Genomic DNA, 11,700 nt, shown 5'->3' with positions numbered 1-11,700 from the left:
GTCTCCATGCGCGCCGCACGGCTGATCAAGATGGTTCTGCTCCTCCAGACCAGGCCCTCGATGACCGGGGCCGAGCTGGCACGCGAGCTGGACGTGTCGGAGCGGACCATCACCCGGGACGCGCTCGCGCTGTCCGAGGCCGGGGTGCCGGTCTGCGCCGACCGCGGCCGGGCCGGCGGCTACCGTCTCGTCGGCGGCTACCGCACCCGGCTCACCGGGCTCGGGCGCAGTGAGGCCGAGGCCCTGTTCCTGTCGGGGCTCCCGGGCGCGCTGCGGGAGATGGGCCTTCAGGACGCGGCGTCCGCGGCGCGCCTGAAGGTGTCCGCGGCGCTGCTGCCCTCGTTGCGGGACGCCCCGCAGAGCGCGGCGCAGCGCTTCCATCTCGATGCCCCTGGCTGGTACCAGGAGCCGCGGACGCCGGATCTGCTGCCCGCCGTCGCGGAGGCGGTGTGGGACGACCGCCGGATCAGGGCGCGTTACCGGCGTCAGGATGCCGAGGTGGAGCGGGAGTTGGAGCCGTACGGGCTCGTGCTCAAGGCGGGCGTCTGGTATCTGTGCGCCCGCGCGGGCATTGCCTTCCGGGTGTACCGGATCGACCGCTTCACGGGCGTGGAGCCGGACGGCGAAGTCTTCGAGCGCGACGAGGAGTTCGACCTGCCCGCCTTCTGGGAGGAGCGCGCGGCGCAGTTCGCGCGCTCCATCCTGCGTGCCGAGGTGGTGGTGCGGCTCACCGAGGAGGGCGTGCGCCGGCTGCCGTACGTCACCGACCGGGCAGCGGCCCGCGAGGCGCTGGCGGCCGCGGAAGGGCCGGACGAGCAGGGCCGGGTGACGCTCTCGCTGCGGGTGGAGTCCCACGAGGTGGCGTACGGCCAGCTGTTCGGTCTGGGACCCGATGTGGAGGTGCTGGAGCCCGCGGAACTGCGCGCCCTGTTCGCCGAGTCGGCGGAACGGGCCTCCCAGCTTTACCGGTAGTCCCCTCTAGCGGTAGTCCTCCATGGACGGCTTGTCCCCGGTGTGCTCGGCTGCCTTCTCCGCCATCATGTACGCCCAGACGTCCGGCCGGCTGCCGTCCGCGTCGGTGACTCTGTACTCCCTGGCCAGCTCCCCGCTGGACAGTGACTGTCCGTTCCAGCGGGCCCGCTCGGGATCGGCGGCGAGCGCGGCGACCCCCCGGCCGAGATAGAGCGGCGACTCGGACAGCGCCCAGTGCGGCTGCTTGCCGATCCCGTCGCGCCAGGTCTCCTCGGTGAGTTTGAAGATGTCGAGCATCTCCTCGGAGCGGATGAAGCCCGGAGTGACCGCGACGGCCGTGGCGCCCACACTCTTCAGCTCCTCGCCCAGGATGAAAGCCATGCGGATCGGGGCGTTCTTGGCGAGGTCGTAGTAGAAGTTCTCGCGGAAACCCTTGTTGGTCGCGGCCGTGCCGTCGGTGACCTCGACCACCAGACCGCCGGGCTGCTTCACCAGCAGGGGAAGCGCGATGCTGCTGGTGATGATGTGGCTCTTGGCTCCGAGATCGAGCATCCGCAGCCCGCGGTCCAGCTCGACGTCCCACATCTTCGTGTTGAAGTCGAGCAGGAAGTTGCCGCCCCAGATGTCGTTGACCAGGATGTCGAGCCGGCCGTGGTCCCGCTCGATCCGCCCGACCAGCGCCCGTACCTGCCCGGGCTCCAGATGGTCCGTCGGTACGGCGATGCCTTCGCCGCCCGCGGCCGTGACCAGTTCCGCCGTCTCCTCGATGGTCTCCGTCGCCCGGCCGACCTCGCTGACCTGCTCGCGGGTGGTCCTTCCGGTCGCGTAGACGGTCGCGCCCGCGGCGCCCAGTTGCACGGCGATGGCACGGCCCGCGCCCCGGGTGGCGCCCGCGACCAGTGCGACTTTCCCTGCCAGGGGTGTTTTCGTCGTCATGAACCGACCGTCGCACGGATACCCGACATCCTCTGTCCGCCATTCATCAGCTCATCGAAAGACTCAGCATTTCGGCGGCTCCGCGTGCGCAGCCCCCCGCCAACCACGATGCTTGTCCCGTGATGGACGAGACGGAGTTCTGGGAGATCATCGACAGCACCCGCGAGGCCGCCGAGGGCGACCCCGAGGACCATGCCGATCTGCTGGTCGAGCGACTGTTGCAGCTCGACCCCGACTCCGTGCTGGACTTCGCGCGGCACTTCGAGGCCCGCTACAACCGCGCGTACACCTGGGATCTGTGGGGCGCGGCCGCCGTGCTGCTCGGCGGCGCCAGCGACGACGCGTTCGACTACTTCCGCTGCTGGCTCATCGGTCAGGGCCGGGAGATCTTCGAGGGGGCGGTGCACGATCCGGACACGCTCGCCGAGCTCCTCGACGAGTTCGACGAGGACATCGACGGGGACGGCGAGGAGCTGGGCTACGCGGCGGACGAGGCGTACGAGCAGCTCACCGGCGTTGTCGCACCGGATCTGGGAATCCCGCCGCAGGCGGCCGAGCCGGTCGGCACGCCGTTCGACTTCGACGACGACGCGGCCCTCGCGGGGCGTTTCCCCAAGCTCTGGGAGCGTTTCGGGGAGCCGTGAGAACTCCCGTGCGGGGCGGGCGAGTTGCCTTCGCCGCCCGCTCAGCGGGTGAGGCTGCGGCCCATCATCACATCGTCGACGTACTGCCCGTCCAGGTAGAACTCCCCCGGCAGCACGCCCTCGACCACGAAGCCCTCTGACTCGTACAGCGCCCGCGCCGGCTTGTTGTGGCCGAGCACCCGCAGTGTCATGCGCACCGCGCCCTGCCGCCGCGCCTCGTCGAACGCCGCCCGCAGCAGTGCCCGCCCGATGCCGCGCCCGCGCGCCCGGCCGGCCACCGCGAGGCCCTGGATCTGGCGCACATGCTGGTTGCAGGCGAGCGGGGTGGGCGGGATCAGCCGTATGTAGCCGACGACACCGCCGTCGGCGGCGTCCTCGGCGACCAGGAAGTGCTCGGGCCGGTGGTTCGAGTCGAAGAACGGATCGAAGGGCGGCCGGGGCTTTGGCTGTACGGCGTGCAGCGGCGACCAGGTATCGCGGTCGAGCTCGCCGAGGGCCGCCTCGTCGGCGAGCAGTGCGGGACGTATGTGCGACGCGGACATGGACGTCACTGTGCCATGCGGCTCCCGCGGGGCAGGATGAGCCCATGCGAATCGCGGTCACCGGCTCCACCGGACTCATCGGTACGGCACTCGTACGCTCCCTGCGCTCGGACGGGCACGAGGTCGTGCGCCTGGTGCGCCGCCCGCCGCAGGCCGGGGACGAGGTGGAGTGGGACCCGGAGCGGCAGTACGTCGACGCCGCGGGACTGGTCGGCTGCGAGGGCGTCGTGCACCTCGCGGGCGCCGGGATCGGCGAGCGCCGCTGGAACGACGCGTACCGCAAGAAGATCAGGGACAGCCGCGTGCTGGGCACCGCCGCCGTGGCGGAGGCCCTGGCCTCGCTGGCCGAACCGCCGCGGGTGCTGGTCTGCGGCAGCGCGATCGGCTACTACGGCGACACCGGGGACCGCGCGGTGGACGAGAGCGCGCCCCCGGGCGACGGATTTCTGCCAAACATGGCCGTGGAGTGGGAAGAGGCGGCGGCTCCGGCGCAGGAGGCGGGCATCCGGACTGCCATCGCCCGCACGGGACTTGTGGTCGCACGCGAGGGCGGGGCCTGGGGGCGGATGTTCCCGCTGTTCAAGGCCGGCCTCGGCGGTCGGCTCGGCAACGGCAGGCAGTACTGGAGCTTCATCTCGCTGCACGACGAGGTCGCGGCGCTGCGGCACCTCCTCGATACGGAGTCGCTGTCCGGGCCCTTCAACCTCACGGCCCCGGACCCGGTCACCAATCGCGAGGTCACGGCGGCGATGGGCCGCGCACTGCACCGTCCGGCGGTCTTCGCGGTCCCGGCCCCGGCGCTGCGGATCGCGCTCGGCGAGCTGGCCGGGGACATCCTGACCAGCGCGCGGGTGCTGCCGACGCGGCTGCTGGAGTCGGGCTTCTCGTTCGCGTTCCCCGGCATCGACGAGGCGATCGGCGCGGCCGTTCACGCGTCCGTCTGAGCTTCGGGGCCGGGGTCGATCGCGGGGCGGGAGCCCGGGCGGGACCCGGGCGGCGCTCCCGGAACGGCGTGCGCCCCCGCGCACCGGTGCTCCACCGCATGCGCGACTCCCGGTTCGGCCACCCCTGCCTAGTCTCGGGCGGAACTCGGGTATTCCTCGGGCCTGTTGGGGGCATGAGCCTCCCACCAGCCGCGCCGACCTCGGGGAGGGGCACGTGCTCAGCACCGCTCATCATGCGGACGTCATCATTGTCGGGGCCGGAATCGCCGGTCTCTCGGCGGCTCATCAACTGACCGGCGCAGGCGTCTCGGTCAGGGTTCTGGAGGCCGCCCCCGAGGTGGGCGGCCGGATGGCCACCGAGGAGCTCGACGGTTTCCGGCTCGACCGCATAGGCCAGTTGCTCAACACCTCGTATCCCGAACTGCGCCGTACGGGCGGGCTCGGGGACGTCGTCCTGCGGCCCTTTTCGCCCGGGGTGCTCGTGCACAGCGGGGGACGGCTGCAGCGCACCGGTGAAGTGGTCCGCCGAACCGGCGAACCGGGGGGCGCGCGGTGGGGGGCTCCCCACGCCCTCCGGGGCGTAGGGGGAGCATTCACCGTCGCGCGCGCCCTCGCGAGCGCCCCCAGGCCACTGGACCAGGCGCGGCTCGGAGCGTCCCTGGCCCGCCTTGCGGGCACCTCGGTGGAGCGCCTGCTCGCCCGCCCCGAACGGGTCACAGCGGGCTCGCTGTGCGCCCGCGGGATGCCGGCGCGCACGGTCCACGGCTTCCTGCGGCCGCTGCTCTCCACGCTGCTCTGCGACCCGGCGCTCATCACGTCCAGCCGGTGCGCCGATCTCGCGCTGCGCGGCTTCGCACGCGGCCTGATGTGCGTTCCCGAGGGCGGCGCCGCGGTCCTGCCCCGGCAGCTCGCGGCCGCCCTGCCGCCCGGCACGGTCCACACGGGCATCCGCGTGAGCGACGCCTCCATCAGCCGGGTCAGAACCCGGGAGTACGGCGAACTGCGCTGCCGCGCCCTGCTGCTGGCCACCGGCGCCCGCGCGGCGGCCGAACTGCTGCCGGGCCTGCGGGTGCCGCCCTTCCACCCGGTGACGGTGCTGCACCACACCGCGCCCGGAGCCCCGCTCGCCGACCCGGCCCTCGTCCTGGACGCGGACCGCGGCGGGCCCGTCTCGCACACCGCGGTCATGAGCGAGGTCGACCCCTCGCGCGCACCGGCCGGCCGGGTGCTGATCTCTTCGACGGTGCTCGGGACTCCCCCGCCGTATCTGGACCGCAGGGTCCGCGCGCACCTCGCCACGCTGTACGGCACGCCGACCGACGACTGGGAACTCCTGTCGGTCCACCACGACCCGGAGGCGGTCCCGGCGATGCCCCCACCACACGACGTGCGCCGCCCGGTGCGGCTGCTGGCGGGTCTGTACGTGTGCGGGGACCACCGGGACACGAGCACGGTGCAGGGAGCGCTGTTCTCGGGCAGAAGGGCGGCGGAGGCGATCCTGCGCGACTTCGGCGTCCAGTCCCCACGCCAGGAGTCGGCCGCGCTCTCGACAGCCGCCTAGCGCATTCTCTCTGGGGCTCCGCCCCCGAACCCCCGCGCCTCAAACGCCGGCGAGGCTGAAGTTCAGCCCGTCCGGCGTTTGAGGACATGCGGCCGAAGGTCGCATACGGGGTCTGGGGCTTGCCCCCAGTTCGGGAACGGCGGGTAGGGGACAAGGCCCGCCGCAGGCGCGCAGGCCCGAGCCCCCTAGCCCAGCGCAGCGACCCGGTCGCGATAGTTCCGCACCGCCGCCGCGTCCCGGTACGGCTCCAGCCGCCGCTCGAAGTCCCGCACGTACTCCACCGCCCGCGCCGACCGCATCTCCGACGCCTGCAACGCCGCCTCCGCCCCCAGCGCGCACGCCTGGTCCAGCTCCCCCAGCCCGAGCCGGGCGGAGGCGAGCACCACCCGGCAGAACAGGCGGCTGCGCGCGTACGCCGGGGCGCGCAGCTGCAGCGAGCGCTCGGCGTGCTGCACCGCCGAGCGGTACTGCTGCAGATCCCGGTGGCAGTGCCCGAACTCGTCCGCGAGCTGCGCCTCGTCGAAGAAGCGCGCCCAGTGCGGCACATCGTCCCCCGGCCGCGCCGTCTCCAGTGCCCGCTCGGCCCGCACCAGCGCGGCGGTGCACGCCCGCACCTCGCCGAGCACCCCGTGCCCGCGCGCCTCGACGGCGTGCAGCAGCGCCTGCACGACCGGCGGCGCCGAGGAGCCCACGCCCTGCTGGGCGACGCGGGTCAGCTGGACGGCCTCGCGCCCGTGCCCGAGGTAGACCGCCTGGCGGCTCATGGTGACGAGCACATACGAGCCGTACGCCCGGTCGCCCGCGGCCTGGGAGAGCCGCAGCGCCTGGACGAAGTAACGCTGGGCGAGCCCGTGCGCCGCGATGTCGTACGAGGTCCAGCCGGCCAGCCGCGTCAGATCCGCGGCCGCGGCGAACAGGCGCCGCCCGGTCACCTCCCCGTATGTGCCGCGCAGCATCGGCTCGGCCTCGTGTTCGAGGTAGCGCACGAGGGCCTGCCTGGCGTGCCCGCCGCCGTAGGCGTGGTCGAGGCTGCGGAAGAGCTCGCCGACCGAGCGCAGCGCCGCGATGTCGCCGCCGGAGACTTTCTGGCCGGGCCCCCGTTCGGTGCCGCGCTGGCGGGGGACGGAGGCGCGGCCCTGCTGGGGGACGCGGATCGTGCCGTTCTGTACGGCTTCTCCCCGGCTCACTCGCTCGTCGGCCCGGCCGATCAGCCAGTCCCGGCTCGGCACGACCAGACCGGCCGGGGTGAAAGCGATCTTGCGCAGCTCCACATGGCTGCCGGAGTCCTTGCGCCACAGCCCGCTGACGATGTCGACGGCCTCTTCGGGTGTGGCCGCGAACTCCAGACCGGCGTAGACGGGGGCGCAGGCGTCGAGACCGAGGTCCTGCGCCGACAGCCGGCGGCCGAGCCGCCGTGTGAAGACCTCGGCGATCAGCGCGGGCGTCGTACCGCGCGGCTGCTGCCCGCGGAGCCAGCGGGTGACGGACGTCTTGTCGTAGCGCAGATCGAGTCCGTGCTCGAGGCCGAGCTGGTCCACCCGGCGGGCGAGTCCTGCGTTGGAGAATCCGGCTTCTGCGATGAGCGCGGCGAGCTGTCGGTTGGGGATGCGCTGTGGGGGTCGTTCCGTCATCAGCTGTGCGGTCTCCTGCCTTCCGGGCCGGGGAGCAGCCCTCATGGAACGGCGCGAATTTAGCGGCACTTCCTGCCCACACCGCCACCTTCGCTTCACATTCATCCGATCGTGTGAGGATTGGGGTCGCCACTGACGGACATCCGGCGAACATCCCTGCCCGTCCGCTCCCCCGAGGGCCGCCGTACAGTGGCTGGGGCGTGATGAGTGCACGCTGAAGGTTCTAGGGAGGCACAGCCGTGAGTGAGCTCCGGTTCGTCCATCTGGGATTCGGCGACGAAGCCGTCGAGTACCAGGAGGCGTGGCAGAAGCAGCGCGAGGTCCACGCCGCCCGCTTCGCCGAAGAGATCGAGGACACCTGTCTGCTGCTCGAACATCCGCCGGTGTATACGGCGGGGCGGCGTACGCAGGACAGCGAGCGCCCGCTCGACGGCACTCCCGTCGTCGACGTCGACCGCGGCGGCAAGATCACCTGGCACGGCCCCGGCCAGCTGGTTGGCTACCCGATCCTCAAGCTGCCGCGTCCGGTGGATGTCGTCGCGCATGTCCGCAGGCTGGAGGACGCCCTGATCCTCACCTGCGCGGAGTTCGGCCTGGAGACCAGCCGGGTCGAGGGCCGCAGCGGCGTCTGGGTGCTGGGCGACCCGGTGGACCGGCGCCCGGCGATCGGCGGTCTCTCGCTCGACTTCGACCCACGGCTCCAGGACGACGAGTTCGACCCGCGGCTGAACGGTCCGGAGTACGCGCCGTCCAACGCGGGCCAGCGTCGCGAGGACCGCAAGCTCGCGGCGATCGGCATCCGTATCGCCAAGGGCGTCTCGATGCACGGCTTCGCGCTCAATGTGAACCCGGACAACACCTGGTTCGACCGGATCGTGCCGTGCGGGATCCGGGACGCGGGCGTGGCCTCGCTGGCGAACGAGCTGGGCCGCGACATCACGATCGCGGAGGTGCTCCCCGTACTGGAGAGGCAGCTGCGCGAGGTGCTGGAGCACGCGGACCTCAAGCCGCGCGTGATCGAGCGCGAGGCGGAGAAGCCGCGCGAGGCGGAGAAGGCGACCGTCTGAGGAATGCGGCCGTCCGGCCGCAGGTTGGCCAGACGTAAAGCCGTACGAATTACGGGCGTACCCTGGTGTTCGCCGAAGAATCGAAGCTGTAGGGAGCCGGTCGTGTCCGCAGTCGCACCCGACGGACGCAAGATGCTGCGCCTGGAGGTCAGGAACAGCCAGACCCCCATCGAGCGCAAGCCCGAGTGGATCAAGACCCGGGCGAAGATGGGCCCCGAGTACACGCAGATGCAGAAGCTCGTGAAGAGCGAGGGTCTGCACACCGTGTGCCAGGAAGCCGGCTGTCCGAACATCTACGAGTGCTGGGAGGACCGCGAGGCGACCTTCCTCATCGGTGGCGACCAGTGCACCCGGCGCTGCGACTTCTGCCAGATCGACACGGGCAAGCCGCAGGCGCTGGACCGTGACGAGCCGCGCCGGGTGGGTGAGTCCGTCGTCACGATGGACCTGAACTACGCCACCATCACGGGCGTCGCGCGCGACGACCTGGAGGACGGCGGCGCCTGGCTGTACGCGGAGACCGTGCGCCAGATCCACACGATGACCGCGGAGCGCGAGGCCGGCCGTACCAAGGTCGAGCTCCTCATCCCCGACTTCAACGCGGTGCCGGAGCAGCTGGCCGAGGTCTTCTCCGCCCGCCCCGAGGTGCTCGCCCACAATGTCGAGACCGTGCCGCGGATCTTCAAGCGGATCCGCCCCGGTTTCCGTTACGAGCGCTCCCTCGAGGTCATCACGCGCGCCCGCGAGGCGGGCCTGGTCACCAAGTCGAACCTCATCCTGGGCATGGGCGAGGAGCGCGAGGAGGTCAGCGAGGCGCTGCGGCACCTGCACGAGGCGGGTTGCGAACTGATCACGATCACGCAGTATCTGCGTCCTTCCGTGCGCCACCACCCGGTCGAGCGCTGGGTGAAGCCGCACGAGTTCGTGGAGCTGAAGGAGGAGGCCGAGGAGATCGGCTTCTCCGGTGTGATGTCGGGCCCGCTGGTGCGTTCCTCGTACCGCGCGGGTCGGCTGTACCAGCAGGCGATGGAGCGGCGCGGCGCCGCGGTGGCCACGTCACAGGCTGTGTGAATTCAGGCACAAGTAACTACCGCTGAGTAACAGCGAATTGGGCGCGGCCCGTACTCCCCCCGCAGGTCGGGGCGGCGTGCGGGCCGCGTCAGTTTTTCCGGCACGGGCGTAAACGTTTCATCGGTGTTTGACCCCGGGGTCACGCCCTGGTAACACCAATCAGTGACGCTGGCTCTACGCACAGCACGCACCACCAAGCGTCACCCCGCACGCACCGCCTCCCCGTTTTCACCCAGTACCCCCCGCACCGTCCGCACCACGTCGATCCTCACCCCGAGGGGGACCTCCACCATGCAGGCCGCGCCGGTTCGACCCGTACGCGCAAACGCCATCCCGTCCGTCACCGATGCTCTGCGCGCCATGGAGTCGCTGCTTCTTCGCAGCGGGCAGCGCACAGCCCGCAGGAACGCATGGACCGCCGTCCTCGAAGACCGGCGCAGGGCCAAGGACCGGGTCGATGCGCAGCATGTACTGGAGGCCGTGGCGGGTCGCACTTCCTAGGCCACGTAAACTTCCAGTCATGGCGAGGAAGGCAAACTCAGACAGCGCTGATGACGCTGCTGCGAACCCCGGGCGACTGAAGCAGATCGCCCTGACGTACAAGATGACCCGGAAGGCCGACCCGAAGGTCGGTCTTGTCGTCGCGGCTGTGGGAATCGTCACCTTCGGTGTCTTCCTCGCGATCGGTTTCTTGATCGACCACCCCGTATATCTGGGCATCCTCGGCTTTCTGCTGGGCTTCCTCGCGATGGCGATCGTCTTCGGACGCCGCGCCGAGCGGGCGGCCTTCGGGCAGATGGAGGGCCAGCCCGGCGCGGCGGCCGCGGTGCTGCAGAACGTGGGGCGCGGCTGGACGACGACTCCCGCGGTCGCGATGAACCGCAGCCAGGACGTCGTGCACCGGGCGGTCGGCAAGGCCGGCATCGTGCTGGTGGCCGAGGGCAACCCGAACCGGCTGAAGACGCTGCTGGCGGCCGAGAAGAAGAAGATGGCGCGCATCGTGGTGGACGTGCCGGTGCACGACATCATCGTGGGCGAGGGCGAGGGCCAGGTGCCGCTGAAGAAGGTGCGCACCACCATGCTGAAGCTGCCGCGCGTGCTCACCGGCCCGCAGGTCACGGTGGCGAACGACCGCCTGCGTGCGATGGGCGACCTGATGAGCAATATGCCGCTGCCGAAGGGTCCGATGCCGAAGGGCACGCGGATGCCGCGGGGCGGGAAGATGCGCTGATCCCTACGAAGCAAGGCGGTGGCCCGGGACTCTGGTCCCGGGCCACCGCCTTTTCCCGGGCGGCATTCGTGCCCCTCAGCCGGACCCGTTGGGTTACGAGGGGACCACCGACGACTGGCCCGGTACACGGATCCAGAACGAAGGCGTGGCCGCCAGCCCGTATGGGGACGGTGGCGGTGTCGGGCCCGGGAGGTCGGGAACCACCTGGTCACGGCGCACAGGATCTCCTTCGGCGGGCCGCTGCGCGATCTCCCGGCCGTCGAGAAGGGCGACTCGGTCCTCATCACGTCGGGCGGCAAGGTCTACGAGTACAAGATCACCGAGACCCGTGAGACCTCCTTCCGCTCCCTTGCGGTCGCTCACCGGGCAGCGGGCGGCGCTTCCCGGCCGCCCCGGGGAGCGCGCCACCCGAGCGATGATCACGATCTCCACCTGCGCGACGCCGGAGGACACCGCGGCCGGGAACCACTGGCGGGACGACCGGGGCAACCCCGAGCACCGGATCGACAAGGTCGGCGTGCTGGCGGAGACGCGGGATGCCCCGAGTACGTCCCCCTGAGGTCAAAAGGTGGTGGCCCGGGACGAAGCCCCGGGCCACCACCCCTTGCACCTGCTGTACTGCGCTCTAGATCCGCACCTGAACGGCGCGGGCGAGCCGGTCGTGCAGCCCGCGCCCGTCGCGGTCCCAGATCAGGGCCGGGATCGCGAGGGTGAGGAGCACACTGCGCACCAGGACCCGGACGAACCCCAGCCGTCCGCCGTCCTCGGCGACGACGCGCAGTCCGAGGAGCCGCTTGCCCGGCGTGAAGCCGACCGTACCGATGGTGAGCACGCTCAGCAGGAGAAAGATGCCGAGCGCCCAGTTCCCGGCGGCCTGCCGGTCACCATTGGCGAACAGTCCGTATGCGATCAGGAGGCACAGCCCCCAGTCGACGAAGACGGCGCCGAAGCGCCGCCCGAGAGGGGCGATGGAGCCCGGTCCGGCCTCCGGCAGGCCCAGCCGCATCCCGCGGTGGCCGAAGTCGGCGCCCATGTCCTCGGCGGCCGCGCGTGGCCCGGACAGCCACGATCCGATTGCTTGCCTGTTGTCCACCGGACCAC

General features: G+C 71.4%; 12 protein-coding genes and 1 pseudogene. 9 read left to right on the top strand and 4 right to left on the bottom strand.

Features of this window, described 5'->3' with window-relative positions; all coding sequences use genetic code 11:
- Window positions 1-6: 6 nt before the first annotated feature.
- Window positions 7-972 carry a helix-turn-helix transcriptional regulator gene (locus OHA61_RS28800; RefSeq protein WP_406305485.1) on the top strand — a complete coding sequence of 322 codons (966 nt, stop codon included), beginning with the start codon at window positions 7-9 and terminating at the stop codon, window positions 970-972.
- A 6-nt stretch (window positions 973-978) separates the two neighbouring features.
- Here OHA61_RS28800 and OHA61_RS28795 read toward each other — a convergent pair whose 3' ends face one another.
- Window positions 979-1,908 (bottom strand): SDR family oxidoreductase, encoded by a 930-nt coding sequence (locus OHA61_RS28795; protein WP_406305484.1) that lies wholly within the window; start codon window positions 1,906-1,908, stop codon window positions 979-981.
- A 122-nt stretch (window positions 1,909-2,030) separates the two neighbouring features.
- On the opposite strand from OHA61_RS28795, the gene OHA61_RS28790 reads away from it, so the two are divergent.
- Entirely contained in the window at window positions 2,031-2,552 is a 522-nt protein-coding gene (locus tag OHA61_RS28790; RefSeq protein ID WP_406307511.1) for a DUF4240 domain-containing protein, read from the top strand.
- A 41-nt stretch (window positions 2,553-2,593) separates the two neighbouring features.
- Here OHA61_RS28790 and OHA61_RS28785 read toward each other — a convergent pair whose 3' ends face one another.
- Complete coding sequence (locus tag OHA61_RS28785; RefSeq protein WP_406305483.1) at window positions 2,594-3,094, bottom strand: GNAT family N-acetyltransferase; 501 nt, start codon at window positions 3,092-3,094, stop codon at window positions 2,594-2,596.
- A gap of 44 nt (window positions 3,095-3,138) precedes the next feature.
- On the opposite strand from OHA61_RS28785, the gene OHA61_RS28780 reads away from it, so the two are divergent.
- Both OHA61_RS28780 and OHA61_RS28775 read left to right on the top strand, forming a co-directional pair.
- Window positions 3,139-4,038 (top strand): TIGR01777 family oxidoreductase, encoded by a 900-nt coding sequence (locus tag OHA61_RS28780; RefSeq protein WP_406305482.1) that lies wholly within the window; start codon window positions 3,139-3,141, stop codon window positions 4,036-4,038.
- Between the two features lie 214 nt (window positions 4,039-4,252).
- Window positions 4,253-5,599: an FAD-dependent oxidoreductase gene (locus OHA61_RS28775; protein WP_406305481.1), complete on the top strand. Its 1,347-nt coding sequence runs from the start codon at window positions 4,253-4,255 to the stop codon at window positions 5,597-5,599.
- A 185-nt stretch (window positions 5,600-5,784) separates the two neighbouring features.
- Here the strand turns inward: OHA61_RS28775 and OHA61_RS28770 are convergent, their stop codons facing one another.
- On the bottom strand, window positions 5,785-7,230 hold the full coding sequence (locus tag OHA61_RS28770) for a regulator (RefSeq protein WP_406305480.1): 1,446 nt from the start codon (window positions 7,228-7,230) through the stop codon (window positions 5,785-5,787).
- A 239-nt stretch (window positions 7,231-7,469) separates the two neighbouring features.
- Between OHA61_RS28770 and lipB the strand changes: the two genes are divergently transcribed.
- The 5 genes and pseudogenes from lipB to OHA61_RS28745 all read left to right on the top strand — a co-directional run.
- Window positions 7,470-8,297, top strand: coding sequence for a lipoyl(octanoyl) transferase LipB (gene lipB / locus OHA61_RS28765; protein ID WP_406305478.1), 828 nt, complete (start codon window positions 7,470-7,472; stop codon window positions 8,295-8,297).
- A gap of 102 nt (window positions 8,298-8,399) precedes the next feature.
- Window positions 8,400-9,368, top strand: coding sequence for a lipoyl synthase (lipA, locus tag OHA61_RS28760; protein ID WP_361909314.1), 969 nt, complete (start codon window positions 8,400-8,402; stop codon window positions 9,366-9,368).
- 291 nt (window positions 9,369-9,659) lie between these two features.
- Entirely contained in the window at window positions 9,660-9,869 is a 210-nt protein-coding gene (locus OHA61_RS28755) for a hypothetical protein (RefSeq protein WP_266477206.1), read from the top strand.
- 19 nt (window positions 9,870-9,888) lie between these two features.
- Entirely contained in the window at window positions 9,889-10,599 is a 711-nt protein-coding gene (locus OHA61_RS28750; protein WP_406305476.1) for a DUF4191 domain-containing protein, read from the top strand.
- Window positions 10,600-10,693: 94 nt separating this feature from the next.
- Window positions 10,694-11,158: pseudogene (locus tag OHA61_RS28745) on the top strand (sortase domain-bontaining protein); the annotation flags it as partial.
- A 66-nt stretch (window positions 11,159-11,224) separates the two neighbouring features.
- Here OHA61_RS28745 and OHA61_RS28740 read toward each other — a convergent pair.
- The gene (locus OHA61_RS28740; protein ID WP_389373696.1) at window positions 11,225-11,692 is read right to left on the bottom strand and encodes an RDD family protein; all 468 of its coding nucleotides are present in this window, start codon (window positions 11,690-11,692) and stop codon (window positions 11,225-11,227) included.
- Window positions 11,693-11,700 lie beyond the last annotated feature (8 nt).

It is taken from the genome of Streptomyces sp. NBC_00885, from assembly GCF_045207475.1.
In the GTDB taxonomy this organism is placed as follows: Bacteria; Actinomycetota; Actinomycetes; order Streptomycetales; family Streptomycetaceae; genus Streptomyces.
This window is presented reverse-complemented; position numbering and strand designations above follow the sequence as displayed.